The 18630-nt window shown below is 29.9% G+C and carries 22 protein-coding genes; 14 read left to right on the plus strand and 8 right to left on the minus strand.

Annotated elements, in window-relative coordinates:
- Positions 1 to 15: 15 nt before the first annotated feature.
- A complete protein-coding gene (locus tag BN1865_RS16060; RefSeq protein WP_050638262.1) occupies positions 16 to 867 on the minus strand; it encodes a Cof-type HAD-IIB family hydrolase in 852 nt (283 codons plus the stop codon).
- Between the two features lie 124 nt (positions 868 to 991).
- Between BN1865_RS16060 and BN1865_RS16065 the strand changes: the two genes are divergently transcribed.
- Positions 992 to 2335: an MATE family efflux transporter gene (locus BN1865_RS16065; protein ID WP_050638263.1), complete on the plus strand. Its 1344-nt coding sequence runs from the start codon at positions 992 to 994 to the stop codon at positions 2333 to 2335.
- Between the two features lie 26 nt (positions 2336 to 2361).
- On the opposite strand, the gene BN1865_RS16070 is transcribed toward BN1865_RS16065, so the two are convergent.
- On the minus strand, positions 2362 to 3273 hold the full coding sequence (locus BN1865_RS16070; protein WP_050638264.1) for a 4-hydroxy-3-methylbut-2-enyl diphosphate reductase: 912 nt from the start codon (positions 3271 to 3273) through the stop codon (positions 2362 to 2364).
- Between the two features lie 97 nt (positions 3274 to 3370).
- On the opposite strand from BN1865_RS16070, the gene BN1865_RS16075 reads away from it, so the two are divergent.
- The 3 genes from BN1865_RS16075 to BN1865_RS18835 all read left to right on the plus strand — a co-directional run bounded on the left by BN1865_RS16075 (position 3371) and on the right by BN1865_RS18835 (position 5727).
- The gene (locus BN1865_RS16075) at positions 3371 to 3952 is read left to right on the plus strand and encodes a MerR family transcriptional regulator (RefSeq protein WP_050638265.1); all 582 of its coding nucleotides are present in this window, start codon (positions 3371 to 3373) and stop codon (positions 3950 to 3952) included.
- Positions 3953 to 4148: 196 nt separating this feature from the next.
- A complete protein-coding gene (locus BN1865_RS16080) occupies positions 4149 to 5318 on the plus strand; it encodes a P-loop NTPase family protein (RefSeq protein ID WP_232780421.1) in 1170 nt (389 codons plus the stop codon).
- Positions 5284 to 5727, plus strand: coding sequence for a MutS-related protein (locus BN1865_RS18835; protein ID WP_232780422.1), 444 nt, complete (start codon positions 5284 to 5286; stop codon positions 5725 to 5727). Before BN1865_RS16080 ends, BN1865_RS18835 begins: the two co-directional genes overlap by 35 nt.
- Here BN1865_RS18835 and BN1865_RS16085 read toward each other — a convergent pair.
- On the minus strand, positions 5724 to 6080 hold the full coding sequence (locus BN1865_RS16085) for a hypothetical protein (protein ID WP_050638266.1): 357 nt from the start codon (positions 6078 to 6080) through the stop codon (positions 5724 to 5726). The two genes, BN1865_RS18835 and BN1865_RS16085, sit on opposite strands and share 4 nt — an antisense overlap.
- 192 nt (positions 6081 to 6272) lie before the next feature.
- On the opposite strand from BN1865_RS16085, the gene BN1865_RS16090 reads away from it, so the two are divergent.
- Positions 6273 to 7646: a DEAD/DEAH box helicase gene (locus tag BN1865_RS16090; protein WP_050638267.1), complete on the plus strand. Its 1374-nt coding sequence runs from the start codon at positions 6273 to 6275 to the stop codon at positions 7644 to 7646.
- On the plus strand, positions 7646 to 8509 hold the full coding sequence (locus BN1865_RS16095; RefSeq protein WP_050638268.1) for a deoxyribonuclease IV: 864 nt from the start codon (positions 7646 to 7648) through the stop codon (positions 8507 to 8509). Before BN1865_RS16090 ends, BN1865_RS16095 begins: the two co-directional genes overlap by 1 nt.
- Here the strand turns inward: BN1865_RS16095 and BN1865_RS16100 are convergent.
- Positions 8482 to 8742, minus strand: a complete 261-nt coding sequence (locus tag BN1865_RS16100) for a hypothetical protein (protein WP_050638269.1) — start codon at positions 8740 to 8742, stop codon at positions 8482 to 8484. The two genes, BN1865_RS16095 and BN1865_RS16100, sit on opposite strands and share 28 nt — an antisense overlap.
- Before the next feature lie 144 nt (positions 8743 to 8886).
- On the opposite strand from BN1865_RS16100, the gene BN1865_RS16105 reads away from it, so the two are divergent.
- Genes BN1865_RS16105 through BN1865_RS16115 form a run of 3 tightly spaced genes read left to right on the plus strand, consistent with a single transcriptional unit; the run spans position 8887 to position 10761 of the window.
- Complete coding sequence (locus BN1865_RS16105) at positions 8887 to 9261, plus strand: GntR family transcriptional regulator (RefSeq protein ID WP_050638270.1); 375 nt, start codon at positions 8887 to 8889, stop codon at positions 9259 to 9261.
- A gap of 1 nt (position 9262) precedes the next feature.
- Positions 9263 to 10123, plus strand: a complete 861-nt coding sequence (locus BN1865_RS16110) for an ABC transporter ATP-binding protein (protein WP_050638271.1) — start codon at positions 9263 to 9265, stop codon at positions 10121 to 10123.
- Complete coding sequence (locus tag BN1865_RS16115) at positions 10120 to 10761, plus strand: ABC-2 transporter permease (protein WP_050638272.1); 642 nt, start codon at positions 10120 to 10122, stop codon at positions 10759 to 10761. The genes BN1865_RS16110 and BN1865_RS16115 overlap by 4 nt, the downstream gene beginning before the upstream one ends.
- A gap of 17 nt (positions 10762 to 10778) precedes the next feature.
- On the opposite strand, the gene ispG is transcribed toward BN1865_RS16115, so the two are convergent.
- Positions 10779 to 11837, minus strand: coding sequence for a flavodoxin-dependent (E)-4-hydroxy-3-methylbut-2-enyl-diphosphate synthase (ispG, locus tag BN1865_RS16120; protein WP_050638273.1), 1059 nt, complete (start codon positions 11835 to 11837; stop codon positions 10779 to 10781).
- Positions 11838 to 11952: 115 nt separating this feature from the next.
- Between ispG and BN1865_RS16125 the strand changes: the two genes are divergently transcribed.
- Positions 11953 to 13080, plus strand: a complete 1128-nt coding sequence (locus tag BN1865_RS16125; RefSeq protein WP_050638274.1) for a hypothetical protein — start codon at positions 11953 to 11955, stop codon at positions 13078 to 13080.
- Positions 13081 to 13141: 61 nt separating this feature from the next.
- Complete coding sequence (locus BN1865_RS16130) at positions 13142 to 13624, plus strand: DUF6512 family protein (protein ID WP_050638275.1); 483 nt, start codon at positions 13142 to 13144, stop codon at positions 13622 to 13624.
- Between the two features lies 1 nt (position 13625).
- Here BN1865_RS16130 and pepF read toward each other — a convergent pair whose 3' ends face one another.
- From pepF to rpsT, 3 genes are all read right to left on the minus strand, one after another.
- On the minus strand, positions 13626 to 15401 hold the full coding sequence (gene pepF / locus BN1865_RS16135) for an oligoendopeptidase F (protein ID WP_050638276.1): 1776 nt from the start codon (positions 15399 to 15401) through the stop codon (positions 13626 to 13628).
- A 111-nt stretch (positions 15402 to 15512) separates the two neighbouring features.
- A complete protein-coding gene (locus tag BN1865_RS16140) occupies positions 15513 to 15884 on the minus strand; it encodes a hypothetical protein (protein ID WP_050638277.1) in 372 nt (123 codons plus the stop codon).
- A gap of 70 nt (positions 15885 to 15954) precedes the next feature.
- Positions 15955 to 16218: a 30S ribosomal protein S20 gene (rpsT, locus tag BN1865_RS16145; protein WP_050638278.1), complete on the minus strand. Its 264-nt coding sequence runs from the start codon at positions 16216 to 16218 to the stop codon at positions 15955 to 15957.
- A gap of 123 nt (positions 16219 to 16341) precedes the next feature.
- Here rpsT and gpr point away from each other — a divergent pair, with 123 nt between their 5' ends.
- From gpr to BN1865_RS16160, 3 genes are all read left to right on the plus strand, one after another.
- A complete protein-coding gene (gpr, locus tag BN1865_RS16150) occupies positions 16342 to 17310 on the plus strand; it encodes a GPR endopeptidase (RefSeq protein WP_050638279.1) in 969 nt (322 codons plus the stop codon).
- Between the two features lie 283 nt (positions 17311 to 17593).
- Positions 17594 to 18097 (plus strand): transcription termination/antitermination NusG family protein, encoded by a 504-nt coding sequence (locus BN1865_RS16155; RefSeq protein WP_050638280.1) that lies wholly within the window; start codon positions 17594 to 17596, stop codon positions 18095 to 18097.
- Positions 18094 to 18600 carry a transcription termination/antitermination NusG family protein gene (locus BN1865_RS16160; RefSeq protein ID WP_050638281.1) on the plus strand — a complete coding sequence of 169 codons (507 nt, stop codon included), beginning with the start codon at positions 18094 to 18096 and terminating at the stop codon, positions 18598 to 18600. Before BN1865_RS16155 ends, BN1865_RS16160 begins: the two co-directional genes overlap by 4 nt.
- Positions 18601 to 18630 lie beyond the last annotated feature (30 nt).

Below are 18630 nucleotides of genomic sequence, written 5' to 3' on the forward strand. Positions count from 1 at the left end.
AGCTGCTGCTTCTTTTTAGATAAGTCCATGTTTTTTCATAGAATGATAAATGCCATCCTTTGCAATATCATCAGTCACTTCATCAGCGATAGCTTTGAGTTCATCTTTAGCATTTCCAACAGCAATTCCATATTGGCAATACTCTAACATATCAGCATCATTTAAACCATCACCATAAGCATAAGTATTTTCCTGAGGAATACCTAGATGTGTAATCAATTCATGGATAGCTGATGCTTTATTAACACCTGGAACAGATAATTCACCACTATTATCTCCAAAAATAGGAACAGTACAGTGAATGACCTGAAATTCGTTTTCAAATTCTTTTTTGATAGTATCAAAAAGAATGCCTTCTTTTTCTAAAAAACAGATCTTATTGACATCATCACGATGTAAATCACATCCCTCAATCAGTGATGGAATAAAATGACTTGGTTCTTCTTGCTTTTTCTGACGTGCAGCAGGATCGTTTTCTAAATCACCATACATAATCATTTCTAGCCTTTTGACTAGCTGTGAACTTGCATAAAGTCCACCATTACTTTCAATATAATAATCAAATCCATGTTTTTCAAAATAGTCAACAACATGATTGATAGCCTCACGAGAAACTTGTTTATGATATAACATTTCATTACCAATTTCAACAAATCCGCCGCCAGCACCAATCATTCCATCAAAACCAACCTCTAATATATGTGAATAAATTTCTGCTTTACTTCTGCCAGTACATAAAAAACAAAGATGACCATTTTTCCTTGCTTCCTGAACTGCTTTGATTGTTGATTCTGGAATATATTCTCTTGCAGGTCTGACATCTACAAGAGTTCCATCGACATCAAAAAAAATAATTTTTCTTTCCATAAATACCTCCGCTATTCCATTATATCGAAATATATATAAATCCAAAATAATTTTCATATTTTGGATTTATTCTTTTCTTTTTAAAGAATAGGAGTACAATATGCCTAGGTAAGGGGAAATGATTATGGGAAAAAGTGAATCAAATGATTTAATACATGGAAGTATTGCAAAATCAATCTTTTGGTTTTCAATACCTCTTTTGGTTGGGAATTTATTTCAACAATTATATAATACTGTTGATGCTTATGTTGTTGGTAATTATGTCGGCAAAGAAGCTTTGGCAGCGGTTGGCGCATCTTCACCAATTATCAATATGTTAATTGGTTTTTTCATGGGATTAGCCACTGGGGCAGGGGTTATTATTGCTCAATATTATGGTGCAGAAGATCATGGTCGTTTAAAAAAGGCTGTTCATAGTTCGGCTGCTTTAACATTGGTTATGTCTTTTTTATTAACAATTGTTGGATTAATAGGAACAAATCCGATGTTACATGCGGTAGGGATACCAGCAGATGTCTTTGGCGAATCATCGACTTATTTATTGATTTATTTTGCTGGTATTACATTTAACTTAGTCTATAACATGGGTTCTGGTATTTTAAGGGCTATTGGAGATTCAAAACGCCCACTTTATTTTTTAGTACTTGCTTGTGTTATCAATATTATTTTGGATTTTTTATTTGTTAAATATTTTCATTGGGGCGTAGCAGGGGCTGGATATGCAACATTAATTGCCCAGGCAATAGCGGCTGCATTAGTTGTTTATGTTTTGGTGAAAGCAGACGGGGCTCACCAACTGATTATCAAACAGATTGGATTTGATTTTCCAATTCTTAAAAAAATTATAATGATTGGATTACCTACAGGTATTCAACAAAGTATTGTATCGTTATCTAATGTAATTGTTCAATCTTATGTCAATGCTTTTGGTTCCAATGTTGTTGCAGGATACTCAGCATCGATTCGTATTGATGGTTTTGTCAATTTACCATTACAAAGTTTTAATATGGCTATTACAACCTTTGTGGGACAAAACATTGGTGCAAAACAATATGATCGTGTGAAGAAGGGAAGCCGTGCAGCTTTATGGATGTCGGCAGTTGTTATTGGGGTAATGGCTGTATCATTATTCTTCTTTGGAGAAGAGTTTATTGCTATATTTAATAGTGAACCAGCTGTTATTACAGCTGGAAGAACAATGCAGTTAGCATTTGTACCATTTTATATTGTATTACCTATTGTCCAAATTTATAATGGTGTTTTAAGGGGTGCAGGAAAATCATCTGTTCCAATGTATATTATGGTTTTTAATTTTGTTATTTTAAGACAAATCTATCTCTTCTTTGTCACACAGATAACGAGTGAGGTTTTCTATGTTTTCATGGGATGGCCAGTGACATGGATAACATGTGCAATCATGTTTGTGATTTATTATCATAAAGTGAAATGGTTACCTGATATATCATAAAACGTAAAAAAAGAATAGAAAAATTTCTATCCTAATATTTTGTCTTTATCTATTGTCGGTTTTTGATAGGTTTGGGGTAATGTTTCATCAAACTGTTTTAAAAATTCAATGACTTGATTGGTTAAATAAGTAGGCGTTGAAGCACCTGACGATACGGCTGCACATTGTTTTCCTTTAAGACAGTTTAAATCTAAATCTTGTAGGCTTTCAATCATATAGACATCTTTTTTAAAACTTGCAATAGAAGCAAGTTTTTTTGTGTTATTGGAATGAGGATCACCAATAATAAAAACAATATCTACATCTTCATCAATGTTTTGAATGGCTTCTTGACGAACTTTTGTGGCTGTACATGTTTCTTTTGCAATCTCAACATAAGGGAGTGTTTTTTTAGCATATTCACATAAATCATAAACATCATATAAGGACATTGTTGTTTGATTTGTGATGACATAATGTTGCCTGTTATCCATTTGGTCAATATCACTTTGACTAGAAATTAAATGGATATGCTCAGGATCAATTGAAATAGCACCTTCTGCTTCAGGATGTCCACTTTTACCAATATAGAGTATTTCATAACCATCTTGTCTTTTGGTCTGAATAAGTTGATGTGTTTTAATAACATCAGGACATGACGCATCAATGATATGAAGCCCTTTTTCTTTTGCTTTTTGAAAAACATTTTCACCAGCACCATGAGCTGTAATAATCACTGTACCATCATCAATTTCATCTAAAAGTTCTAATCTTGTTTTTCCTTTATGATCAATCGTGTGGACACCTAACTCTTCAAGAGCATTCACAATATATTGATTATGAACAATCATACCTAATATATAAACTGGCCCATTTTCTTGTGCGGCTTTTTTCGCAATTTCGATTGCTCTGACAACACCTTTACAATAACCTCTAGGAACAATTGCTTTGACTTCCATTATCTTCACCTCGTTACTTATTATAACACATAAGTGAGGATTGTTATTAAGAAAAAAATGGTATATAATCAAAAACATAGAAAAGGATGATGATGTCATGTATATTCAAGAAGTCACAAAAGCATTAAATATCACCAAAAAAGCTATCCATGTTTATGAAGAAAAAGGTTTGATTCATCCACAAAAAGATTCAAAAGGATATCGTGTCTATTCTCAAGAAGAACAGCAAATGCTTTTAAAAATCAAACAATTAAGAACTCTGAATTTTAGTATTCAAGAAGTCAAAGCCATCTTAATTGATAAAGATTATCATTATTTTGATTTCAAGAAAGAAGAATATCAAAAACAAATTTATGAATTAGATACTTCAATTCAATTTATTGATGATGTGAAAGATTGTATTATTCATGACAAAGATATGATTAATTTATCTCAAGATTTAGAAAGAATAATGGCTTTAAAAAAAGTAACACCTGTTAAAAATTTATCTATTGATTTTGATAAAGTGATTATGTGTTTATTTTGTGGAGGATTTTTTTTCGCTTTAAAAGCTGAAAACAATATTATATTTGAAGGAATTGCAACAGTATTATTTATTTTAATATTGGTTCTTTATTATTCATCTACAGTAAGATTATGGATTTTTAAATTTATTGAAAAGATGAAAAAAATCTCATAATTATTTTAACAATCATCTTTAGGTGTTTTGTCAAATTTAACTCATTTTTCTTTTTGAGTTATCTTATAGCATTATCAACACTTGATTTTTACTATTAACAATAAAATAAATGATGAAAAGATAAGAGGAAATGAAAAAAATTGTTGACAATCCCTAAGGGACTACCTCTAAGATGGCATTAAAGGGGGAAATAATAATGGTTATTTTTATATTTGTTATTATTGTTGTTGGTTTTATGTTAGCGGTTATTTGTGCACGTTATGTTCATAAATGGATTGTTGTAAGAAGATTAACACGTCTTTTTGGTTATCCTATTAATGATGATTCATTTCATTATCTTAATAAGGAGTACTATCATCAATTATCTCAAAAAGAGATTACATCGACAATTGTGGATGATTTTGAATTAGATCGTGTTTTTAATTTGATGAATAGAACTTATAGTGATGTTGGAAGAGAATATATGTATGCTCAGCTTTTTTCTTCGCAGCATCAACATGTTCTTTTAGAATCTATTATTTCAAACTTACAAGATCCAAAAAAATTTAAAAAAACATTATATGAACTTTATCGTTTAAGTCAAACTTATAGTGAATCATTAGAATTATTTGAACACTTACAATTTTTATCTCGTTTTGATTTTTTCATTGTTATTGTGTCATCACTATGCCCTTTGCTTTTTTTAGGGGCTGGTTTGATATATAGTGTCCAAGTTTTTCAATATGTTATTTTATGGATTTCTTTACAAGGTATGCTTTATGCACATTATACTAAGAAAACCAACCATGCACTCACGCAGGCATCAAGTTATTGTTATTTGGCATCTACTTTAAATAAGTTAAATAGATTGTCTATCTATCCACAGGCAGAAACAGAAAAAATTAAACGAATGACACATACAGCATTACGTTATACATGGATTAATAAGATTGATGATTTTGTTTCTGATATTGATGTGTTTTATATTATGGAACTGATAAAGGGAATCTTTTCTTTACCTATATATCAATGTTATTTTTTGAAAAAACATAGTGATGAATTGATTGATGATTTTTTAAAAATGTATGAATATGTAGGGATTGTTGACATGGCAATTGCAATTATGTCTATACGTCAAAGTTATGCAACTTGTATCCCTGAAATAAGAGTAGAAGAGGGAATATGCTTTCAGGAATGTTATCATCCTTTATTAGAAGAGCCAGTAAAGAATTCTTTTTCAACGCACTGTTCATGTCTGATTACAGGATCAAATGCATCTGGGAAATCAACTTTCTTAAAGACAATTGGAGTGAATATAATGATGGCAAAAGCCTATCATACATGTTTTGCTGATGAATTTTTCGTATTATCCCTACTATTTGTGTAGTTCGATTCATATGAAAGATGATATCGAATCAGGTGATAGTTATTATGTGAAGGAAATCAAAACATTAAAAACAATTTTAGATCATGTTAAGCAACAAAAATGTATTGTTTTTATTGATGAAATACTAAGAGGAACAAATGAAAAAGAAAGGGTAATGATTGCTAAAGCTATTTTACAGTTTCTATTTTCATCAGATTCATTGATTTTTGTGACAACCCATGATTTATCGATTGTTCAATCGTTTGATGATATTGATAAATATTGTTTTAATGATTATATTCACCATAATGAACTTTGTAGTGATTATAAAATTAAGCATGGTGTTTGTACAGTAGGTAATGCTATTGCATTATTGGAGGTCTATGGTTTTGATCAGGATGTTATTAGTGAATTAAAAAAGCCTATCTAGGCTTTTTCTTGTGGCATCATATTTTCAAAAACTGGAGTTGATTCATTAACACTATTATCAATTTCTTGATCGATATCATCAAAGTCAAATTGTTTTACTGCTTTTACAACTCTAAATGCTGTTTTTGCATTGTGTAAAACAGGTCTTAATTGATTAACAATGGGAATGATTTGATTCATTGTATAAAGTGTTTTTTGAGCTGTTCGGATAGTAGATGACATTGACATTTGATTCATAGAGTATTTCATTGATTGTAGGAGTGATGGTTTTTGAGGCATCATTGACATAGGATACATTGGCTGTTGAGAATAAAAGGGATAAGAATAAGGATCATTAGGAAATTGTGGATACATTATAACACCTCCTATTTTAATATATGTGATAATTATGAAAATGTTTATTGAAATGATTAATGAATAGATAATTGTCAATCATGAGAGTAATGATTTTATCTTAAATATGAAAAAAGTCACTATTCAAGCAAAGTATTTTGCAATTGTTCATGATTTATAGTATAATCATAAGGCTTGAAAGGAGGCGTTATTATGAAATTATTTGAACAATATCAATTTCATTCTTATGTTAAAAAAACATTAGAAGATTTAAAGTTTGAAATGCCTACAAAAATACAAAAAGAGATTATTCCACTCGTTTATAAACATCGAGATGTGATAGGTATCTCACAGACAGGAACAGGAAAAACACATGCTTTTTTAATTCCAATTATGGATATGATAGATGTAGAAGCTGATCATGTCCAAGCTGTTATTACAGCACCAACACGTGAATTAGCATCACAAATCTATGAACATGCAAAATTATTTGTTAAAAATAATGCAGACATTCGTGTTTCTTTAATTATTGGGGGTAGTGATAAACAAAAAGCAATTGATAAACTATCAGTACAACCTCATATTGTGATTGGAACACCTGGACGAATTAAAGACTTATCATTAGATGAACAGGCATTGCAAATTACAACTGCTGATATCTTTGTGATTGATGAGGCAGATATGACATTAGAATTTGGTTATTTAGAAGATATAGATGCAGTTTTAGGGAAAATGAAAGAACATTTACAAATGATGGTCTTTTCAGCAACTATCCCTCAGATGTTAAGACCATTTTTACAAAAGTATATGGAAAATCCGAAGTTAGTTGAAATTGATGAGAATCTATCAACTTCTCGTAATGTTTCTCATTATTTAGTTCCAACAAAACACCGTAATCGTTATCAAGTATTAAAAGATATTATGGGGATTATCGATCCATATATTTGTCTGATTTTCTGTAATAGACGTACAGAAGTGGAAGAGATTTCTCGTCAACTAAGAGAAGATGGTTATAAAGTTGGAGAAATTCATGGAAATCTTGAACCTAGAGAAAGACGTCAGATGATGCGTCGTATTAAGAACATGGAGTATCAATATATTGTTGCTACTGATATTGCAGCAAGGGGTATTGATATTGATGGAGCGAGTCATATTATTAATATGGAATTTCCATCAGAATTAGATTTTTATATTCATCGTAGTGGACGTTGTGGACGTGGTAAATATACAGGTGAATGTTACAGTATGTATGATACAACAAATCAAAATATTGTTCAGGCACTAGAGAAAAAAGGTATTCATTTTGAGATGAAAGAATTAAGAGGAAATCAGTTTGTTGATTCTAAAGAACGTGAAAAACGTAAATCAAGAGTCAAACATCAAACTGATTTAGAAAAAAAGATTAATTCAATTGTTCGAAAACCAAGCAAAGTGAAACCGGGATATAAGAAAAAAAGAAAAAGAGTTATTGAAAAAATGGTAAAACAAGAAAAACGTTCAATGATTAAACAAGATATTAAACGTCAAAAGAAAGAACGTGCAAAACAGGCACAGCGAGAAAAACGTGAAAGAGAGGCTCAAGATTAATGTTAAAAATTGGTAGTCATGTATCGATGAGTGGGAAAGAAATGATGCTTGGTTCAGTTAAAGAAGCATTATCATATCATTCAACAACTTTTATGTTTTATACAGGGGCACCACAAAATACAGCAAGAAAACCGATAGATCAATTACATATTGAAGAAGCAAAAGCATTGATGGCTGAAAATAATATTCATATTGATGATGTTGTTGTGCATGCTCCCTATATTATTAATTTAGCAAATACTATTAAACCTGAAACATTTGAATTAGCAGTAAGTTTTTTAAAACAAGAAATCCAAAGATGCGAAGCGATTGGGATAACACGTCTTGTTTTGCATCCAGGAGCCCATGTTAAAGCAGGAGATGAAGCAGGATTACAACAAATTGTGAAAGGCTTAAATGAAGTCTTAACACCTCATCAAAGTGTTCATATAGCATTAGAAACAATGGCTGGTAAAGGCAGTGAACTAGGTAGGGATTTTGATCAAATTCAATATATCATTGATCATGTTGAATTGAATCATCTGCTTGGTGTTTGTTTAGATACTTGTCATCTTCATGATGCTGGATATGATTTAACAAAATTTGATGAAATTTTAGATGAGTTTGATGAAAAAATTGGATTGGATCGTTTGTTAGTTGTCCATGTGAATGATTCTAAAAATGTGAGAGGTGCTCATAAGGATAGACATGAGAATATTGGTTATGGTCATATTGGTTTTACAACTTTAAATAGAATCGTTCATCATCCCAAATTAAAAGATGTTCCTAAAATTTTAGAAACACCTTATATTGGTGATCATGCACCATATAAAGAAGAAATTGAAATGTTTGTTGATCAAACTTTCAATAGTGGTTTAAAATAATTATTTAATAAAACAACAATCTTTTGACAAGTGAAATCACTTGTCATTTTTTTTATATAGTTTTCTATAATAAACTGATATTGGTCATGAACCAATGCAAATTGATTATTTTTAATAATAGATAACACCATTTCCTGTGTTTCATCATCTAGTTCAATATCAAATTCTTGTAATAGAATTTTAAAATCATCAAGTTTTAATTTTGATATATATTCATTGTTTTGATCGCGCATTATCTTTCCTCCTTACCTATAGAGTATGATAGAGAGTCATAAATAATGACTGAAAAGAAATAAATTTATAAAAATGATATTTGACAACTGTACTTATATAGTATATACTGTACTTGTACAACAAGTACAGATGGAGGTGCGCCCATGGAGATAATCTTGAGTAATAGTTCTCCAAAACCTATTTATGAGCAAATTACTTCACAGATTAAAGCGATGATTATGGATGGAACTTTAAAACCTGGTGATGCTTTACCATCAATGCGAGCACTTGCTAAATCATTGCATATTAGTGTGATTACCTCACAACATGCATATGAAGATCTTGTAAGAGAAGGATTTATTGAAACAGTTGCCGGTAAAGGGACATTTGTATCTCATCAAAATATGGATTTTATTAAAGAAGAACAGTTACGAATCATTGAAGAAAAAATTGAGGAAGTTGTTGAACAGGCAAAAATGAATAGTATTGAATTATCTCAGTTAATTGATATTATGACAATGTTCTATAAGGGAGAATAGTATGGATGCGATTTTAGAGTTAAAAAATGTAAATAAAGCGTTTGATGATTTTCAGTTAAGAAATGTTTCATTATCTTTACCAAAAGGATCTATTGTTGGTTTAATAGGTGAAAATGGGGCTGGAAAATCAACAATTATTAATATTATTGAAGGGTTATTAAAAGAAGATAGTGGAGAAATCTATGTTTTTCATCAAAATATGAGAGAACATGAAAAAGAATTAAAGCAGGATATTGGAATTATCTATGATACTTGTCATTATAATGAAAAATTCAAGGTCAAAGATGTAGGAAAGATGATGGGTCTTGTTTATCAAAATTGGGATCAGGATAAATATTTAGAATATATTGAAAGATTTCAATTACCAAAACAGAAAACCTTAGATAAGTTTTCTAAAGGTATGAAAATGAAACTATGTTTTGCTGCAGAGTTAGCACATCAGCCTAAGTTGCTTATTTTAGATGAAGCAACAAGTGGATTGGATCCAATAGTTAGAGACGAAATACTTGAGATATTACAGGAATTTATTATGGATGAAGAACATGGTGTATTGATTTCATCACATATCACAAGTGATTTAGATAAAATTGCTGATTATATTACTTTTATTCATAATGGTGAGATATTATTAACCAAAACATATGATGAAATTCATAATGATTATGGTATTATCAGATGTGGTCAAAAGATATTTGAAGCTTTGCCAAAAGATGAAATTTTGGCTTATAAAAAAGAAGAATTTGAATATAAGGTATTAGTTGCCAATCGACAGGATTTTGAAAAAGTTTATCAGGATGTTGTGATAGATAAAGCAACGATTGAGGATATTATGCTGTTATATGTAAGAGGGGTTAAACTATGAAAGCATTAATTTATAAAGATATGTTTATATTAAAACAAAAGGGACAGATATTTTCATTACTATCTAATGTTATTATGTCAATTGTGATTGGTCTTATATTTAAAAATCTCTATGGATTGGCTTTGATTGTTGTTTTGTCTATACCAGTTGGAGGAAGTGCATTTATCCAAGTTGTCATGGAGAAGGAAGAAAAAACAAATTTTGATAAAAGAATTATTTCTTTACCTGTTACAAAAAAAGAAATTGTTTTGGCAAGATTTATAACTTCTTTTATCAATCTTATGTTAAATATGTTTATTGCACTTATTTATACATTGATACATGTTTATTTTAATATTGTCAGTCTTGATGTTGCTTTGCTCCTATGGGTGATAGGTGTGTTAATTGGAATTTTCTTAATTGCTTTAAATTCCATTGGCTATCATTTATTAGGTGCTAAGAAAGGAACATTTGTCTATCTTGCAATTGCTGGTCTTTCTATTATTGTCTACTTATCTATCTTTCTGGGATTTGATGTAGAACAGTTTTTAAATCTTGGATCAACAATATTGTTAATGATTGGTTGTGTGTTTACATTCTTATGCTTATTCATAAGTTATTTTGTATCGCTTAAAATCTTTGAAAGAAAATATTCGTAATGAAAAAATGACAAGGACTAATCCCTTGTCATTTTTATAATTTCTTCTTTCAAGACTTTAACCATGTCTTCTTGTTTTACTTTTCTTACTATTTCACCTTTTTTTATTAACAAGCCTTCTTTAACACCTCCAGCAATACCAATATCAGCATGTTTTGCTTCACCAGGACCATTAACAGCACACCCCATAATAGCAACTGTAATATCAGCATGAATGGTATTTAAGAAGTCTTCTATTTCACTAGCAATAGGAATTAAATCATATTGTATTCTTCCACAAGTTGGACATGAAACTAAAGTTGGCACATGATCGATGAGTTCCAGTTCTTTTAATAAAGTTTTTGCTACTTTGATTTCTTCAACGGGATCAGCACTTAATGAAACACGGATCGTATTACCAATTCCCTGATATAATAAAGTGCCAATACCTAAACTTGATTTGATTGTTCCACCTAGTTTTGTCCCTGCTTCAGTCACACCAATATGTAAAGGACAGTCAAAAGTTTGACTTGCTAGAGTATAAGCTTCAATAGTTAATAGTGTATTGGATGATTTTAATGAGATGGCATAATCATGAAAATCGAGAGACTCTAAAATATCTATATGTTTTTGAGCACTTTCAATCATTCCTTGGGCAGTAGGTTTTCCATATTTTTCTAAAATATCTTTTTCCAAAGAACCACCATTAACACCAATACGAATAGGAATATGTTTTTGTTTGCAAGCTTCAACAACCGCTTTGACTTTATCAATCGAACCAATATTGCCTGGATTAATTCTAATTTTATCAATACCATTTTCAATTGCTGTTAATGCTAATTGATAATCAAAATGAATATCCGCAATTAAAGGAATATGAATGGCTTTCTTAATTTGAGAAATTGCTTTTGCATCTTCAGCATTTAAGACTGCAACTCTCACCATTTCACAGCCAGATTGTTCTAATTGTAAAATTTGCTTAACAGTCGCTTCCACATCTTTGGTTTTGGTATTACACATTGATTGGATAATTACATGATCATTTCCACCTAGTGTTAAGTTCCCGACTTGAAAAGAACGTGTTTGATTTCTTAACATAATATAACCTCATTTCTGTCTTTATTATACTTGAAAAAAAAGTGAATGTATAGTGAAATACCACGACAATCCAGAAACATATGTTATAATAAAAGTATCAAGGAGAGTGATAATTATGATGAGAGAAAAATCCATGAGATCGGCGCTTCTATTTTTGATAATTGGTTTTGCATTATCCTCTTTAACGATTAATATTGGCTTTATTGGGGAAATACAGGGATATCTGTCAGTATGGTGTTATTTATTAGGATTGTATTTATTAAGGAAAGAGGATCATTATTTTCGTATTTGTTTTTTTATTCAAATTTATTTGGTTCTAACATTTTTATTTTCTAAAGTATTATTGTATAGTACGCCTATTGAAGAAGTTGTGACATTAACGTGGATAAACTTTGCTGTAAAATCTATCCAGGATTTGTTGATTATTTATGCTTGTCATCAGTACTTTCAGGCTATGAACTGGCCGTTAACAGTCTTATTGAAATCACTTTTAATTATGATGGTCATCTTTTTTAATGGCGTAGAAAGTAGTTTTGTGGTTATTATTGCTTTCATTGCTGGTGCTGGTGTTATTGTTTATCAATTGATAAATTGTTTAAAGGAAGCTGAAAATCATAAAATTCAAGGATCATTACAAAAAATTCCAATATTTAAAATGTTAACAATCTTTTTTGTGAGTGGATTGATTATAGGTATCATAACACTCTATGTTTGGCCTTATACAACTTATAATTATACAGGTGAAGTAGAGCCATTACAAATCGATATGCCAATGCGTGATTCAATAGTACTATCAAATGGTTGTCAGGGTAATATTTATGAGTATGATGAAACCACAGACTTATATGTTATTCATTATCAGGGAAAACTTTCCCAGAAATGTGCTTTTGTAGATGTGACATTACCTACTGATGTTTTTGGACGTTTAGAAATGAATCATATTATGTTTGGCAATGGGAAGCAGAAATATGATTATAAAGAATTAAATGATAATCAAGAGAATATGATGATATTTGGATATAGTCAACCTCGTTATCGTGTTTATTTAAATCCAGATGATAGTGATTTTGAAATAACAATTCAGTTAACCAAACAAAATAATCAGGAAAATACTTTAGGTGAACTGGTTTTTAACTTGGTTTATTATCCATATGGAGAAATATACTCAGATGGTCGTGGGGAACTTCAACAGATTGTTTTTTCAGTCCAAGATGGGAAGTGGCTACCGGAAACAAAAGTATAAATAATGGTTTCATTTGTTATATTATGATTGTTTTTGTCATAATATGTATAGGTGATTGTAGATGATTTGGATTGTAACTTTCATTGAATTTCTAATTGGGGCAATATTGCATTTTGGCTATGATATTTTTCCATCTGCTTTTATGGCGATTATTGCACCAGTGAATGAAAGTATTTTTGAACATTTGAAGCTGGTGTTATATCCGATGCTATTGATTGATATTATTTTATGGTATCGCTATTATCATAAAGATAAGCGTCTTTTGACACCAATGTTGATTGGGATTGTGGTAGGAATGATGAGTGTTGTTTTGATTTATTATTTTTATCATTATGGTTTAGGAATTGATAGTCTTATTGCTGATATTATTTTATTGTTTGTGGCTATTTTGATAGGGAATAAAGTGATGTTAGTTGCCAATCTTCATCATTGGCAAATTGATGAAAGGCAAGTTATTGTGCTTGTGCTTATCATGATTATTCTTTTTAGCATTTTGACTTTTTTACCACCAGATATCCCAATTTTTATTGAAAAAAAGCAATGATCTACATTGCTTTTGTTAAGTCTTCAAATTCATTTAATATTTTTTCAAAATAATGGAAAGCATCATCATAAAGCTGATCTTCTAATGGATCCACTAGAGCATCTTTTAAAAGGTCAACAGGATCTTTGCTACCACCTGATTTTAAGAAGCTAAGATAAGCTTCTTTTTGTTTTTGATCACCATTTAAAATACGAGAAACAATAGCTAATGCTACAGTCATACCTAGTGTGTATTTATAAACATAATAATTATAATAGAAGTGAGGAATATAGAAACAAGAATGTCCAACATATTCATCCATTGTAATATCTGGTCCATAATACTCAGCATTTTTTTGATAGTATAAATCTGTAATCATCTGAGCAGACATTGGTTTGCCTTCTTTAGCCCAAGTGTGTAATATATGTTCAAAATCTGCATAAAGAGGTTGTCTAAAAATTAAACCAACACAGTTTTCTAATAATTCATATAGGAAATAAGCTTTTTCTTCTTTTGAAGATGCATGGTCTAACATGTAATTAATCAATAATGTTTCATTCACTGTAGATGCAACTTCAGCAACAAAAATACGATAATCACAATTGATAGGCGATTGATAATGACAAGATAAATAAGTATGGGCACTATGTCCCAATTCATGAATCATGGTAGATAATGAGTTATAGTCACCAATAAAATTCATAAGGATATAAGGATTGGTATCATAACAGCCACTTGAATAAGCACCAATACGTTTACCAGCATGAGGATAATAATCAATCCATCTTTCATCACGGGCTTTTTTGATGATATCAACATACTCATCTCCAAAAACCTTAACAACATCTAAAATAATATCAAAGCATTCTTCAATTGTATATTTTTTTGTTTGGTAGTGTAGTAAAGGAACATTGAGATCGTAATTATACATACAATCTAAATTGAGAATCTTTTTCTTTAAAGCATTGTATCGATGGAATAAAGGTCGATATTCCTGATTAGCTTTTTCTAAAATCTTAAAGAATAATGATGTTGGAACATTATCATCAAAAAGACTGGCTTGTAAAGGATCATCAAATTTTTTAACATCAGCATAAAAAGCATCTTTTTTCATAACACCAGATAATGTGGCTGCAAAAACATTTTCAAATTTTTTATAGACTTTAAAGAAATGATGATAAGCTTCTTGTCTCACTTTTGGATCTTTATTTTTTAAGAATTCTGTTAATGTTGCACTATTTAAGAATTTTTCTTCACCATCAACATGAACTGGTTCATAGTCTAAACGTAAAGCATCAAAGACTTGTGATGAAATATCAGCAATTGGTGATGTTTTTGAAATCAATGTTTCCATTTCTTGTGAAAGGACATGTTTCTTTTGACGAAGAATTTCTGAAATTGAATAACGATAATCAGCAAATTCTTCTCCCTGGATATATTCTTGTACTTTTTCGCTTTCATCAATCATCATGACAGTATAGAAATCTAAAGAAGATGAGACCTGATCATAAAATGTGAGAATGGCAGAATACATTGTTTGATAATCTTGATTATTAGGTTCTACATCACAATGTAAATGTGCAAAACAATGTAACTTTTGAATATAACGAGAGAGTAAAAGATAGTCTTCATGAAATTTTAAGAAATTTTCTTTATTTTGTAAAAATAAATCTTTTTGTTGAATTAAATTTTTTAATAATTCTTTGGCTTTATCAAGGTCTTTATAAAAATCTTGTGAACATTTATAAATAAGAGATAAATCCCAAGTATCTTTTAAATCAATATTTTTTCTTTCCATAATTACCTCCTTGGTTTCTTTTATGATATGTCTTTCTTTTCACTTTGTCAATAATGTTTGCATTTGCTTTTGGTAAATAAAAATGAATAAAGATATCTCTTTATTCATAGGTTATATTGAATAGATGGTGAACCAAAAGCATAATGAGATGATGAATAAAAGTGGTGCCATGAATTGTTTCTTTTCTGCTGTATGTGATTGATAGTTATAAAAGGTAATAACTGTTAGTAAGAAAGCATAAACAATACATAAAATATGTATAATCATATGAGGAAGAGGTAAAGAAATAATATGACCTTCATTAAGGATAGTGAAAATAGCTATGATTTGTAAACAAAATGCGAAAATATAACCTTTCTTTAATGGAATGAGAAGATGGGGAATAATAATCATAAAATCACGTAAAGGATATTCAAGAATATTCATAAATGTAATGACACATACATAAACTAATAAAAAAGCCCCAATCAGACTACAAAGCATTTGTATCCCTCCTTGGTGCTATTTTATCATTATGTTTATATAAAATTTGTCAAAAAAACTCTACCACTAATTAAGCGATAGAGTTTACTAATTTAGCTAATCTTGATTTTTGTCTGCTAGCATAGTTCTTATGATGAATTCCTTTGCTTACTGAAGCATCTAATTTAGATGCAACAACATTGTAAGCAGCGATAGCAGCTTCTTTATCTCCAGCTTCAACTGCAGCTCTTACATTTTTGATTGCTGTTTTTAAAGCACTTTTATAAGAATTGTTGATTGCACGTTTTTTGTTATCATTTTTATAACGTTTGATTTGTTGTTTCATGTTTGCCATTGTTCTTTCACCTCGCTTTTGTCTTTCGCCTAGTTATTCTACCAAAAATAGACGATAAATGCAATGTTTTATTGTGAAATGATTATTTTTTTTTATTTTGTCAATGCTTAATGTGGTGAGAAAATGAAAAAGTATTATACAAGAAGTGATTTAGCAATTGAATCTTTAGCTCATGCTATACAGGATAAAGATTATAAACATGATGAAAAAAAGGATGGAGATATTACAATAGAGACCTTTGAAATATTACAAAAGAGTGATCTCTATCCACATGAAGTTGGACAATATGTTGAAATAAGTTTCCCGGATTATCAAAATGTTTCAACAATTGCCAAACATTTTGAACAGCAGTTATCTTTATTTATTAAAGAAAAAACAAAAAAAATAGATCCAATGATTTTATTTGTAGGTTTAGGTAATGAAACATTAACAAGTGATGCGATTGGACCAAGAACAATCAAACATCTTCGTGCCACTCATCATTATCCTTTAGATGAAAGACATCATCAGCAATATTATGATAGTTTGTGTATTGCTCCAGGAGTGATGGCTCATACAGGAATGGAAACGGCTGATATTATTAGTTGTCTTGTCAGTGAATATCATCCTGATTTAATTATTGCAATTGATGCATTATGTGCACAAAGTTATGAAAAAATTTGTCATGTGATTCAAATGAATAATGTTGGTATTTATCCAGGCAGTGGTATTGGAAATCATCGTAAGAGTATTACTGAATCATCAATGGGTGTACCTGTTATTGCAATCGGTATTCCAACTGTTATTCATGTATCTAGTTTAGTCAGTGATGTTTATAATTTATTAGAAGGATATTTTAAAGAATCATTAGATCCTTCAACAGCATTGAAAGTAGGCAAGCGAAAAAGATATGAAGGACGATTAAATGAGGTACAAAGACGACTTATCTTAGGAGAAATAGGGCAACTAGATGAACAAAAACGTGTTCAACTATTAAATGAAGTTTTAAATCCAATAGAAAATCAATTTGTGATGAGTGATAAACAAATCGATTTTGATATTGAAATGATATCTAAAATTTTATCAACAAGCATAAACAATTTAAGGTACTAAAAAGGTGTTCATGAGTGAACACCTTTAATTATACAGATTAATTTCGCAGAACTTCTTATTCTGCGAAAAAATTATAACACATATAGGTTAAAAATCAACCGCAAACGTTATATTTATCATCTAAAACTGTCATAAAAATATCATAATTTGTTTGAAATATGATGATTTTGTCTAAAATCAGGATGGCTATACTGAGTTTTATTTATTTGAAATACATATTAAATAATCTGTATTTTCTTAGAATAAGAAGTTCTGCGAAGTAAAATACAGGGAGGAATGACATATGAATTGGTACATTGTGCATGTCAAGTCAGGAAAATGTCAGGAAATTATTGATTATTTGAATACTGATCAGAATATTTATGCCTTTTTACCAAAAATGGAAAAATGGTTCTCTAATTCTCATATTAAAGAATTTCAGACTTCCTATATGTATCCTGATTATATTTTTATAAGAACATCTTTAAATCAAGAAGAGTTTAAAATGAAGTATGATGATTTCTTTCGCTCAATTCGCCAGATGGCTGATTTATTAGAATATGATGGAATGATTGCATTAACATCAGTTGAACAAATGCTTTTAGAGAAGATGTTTGATAATCAGGATGTGATTAAACATTCTACAGGACATATTGTTGATTCTCATTTAATGATCAATGAAGGACCTTTAATTGGTTTGGAAAAAAGAATCAAGAAAATAGATAGGCATAAAAGAGTAGCTATTCTAGATTGCAATATTTTTGGTAGGATCATGAAAGTTCCTTTAGAGGTTATCAGCAAATCATGAATTGGTATGTTTTATATTGTCAAAGTTTAAAAGCAGAGAGATTATGTCAAACCTTTAATAAGAAACAAGATATTTATGCTTTTATACCTCAATATGAATATTATCGGAGAGATATAAAGGATTATGCGATTAAACCTATGTTCCCTGGATATATCTTTGTACAGACAAAACGGAATCAGATAGAATTTGATTCCGTCATATTACATATGTATGAAGAAAAAGATGGTCTTATTAAACAATTAAGATATGATGGTACAACAGCTTTAAGTCATGAAGAAATTCATATGTTTCATCAATTACTAGATGATGAAGGAATCTTAAGAATGTCCCAAGCATTTATAAAAGAGAAAAAAGCAGTTGTTTATAAAGGACCATTAATGAATTTTGAAGAAAATATTATTAAAGTAGATAAGCATAACCAGTTTGCCTATTTAGATTTAAAATTCTTAAATCGAAATATAAAAGCAGGATTATGTGTAGACATGCAAAATAATGAAGTATAGAGTTTGATTTATCACCTATGTGGATTATTT

The organism is Candidatus Stoquefichus sp. SB1, from assembly GCF_001244545.1.
Lineage (GTDB): Bacteria > Bacillota_I > Bacilli_A > Erysipelotrichales > Coprobacillaceae > Stoquefichus.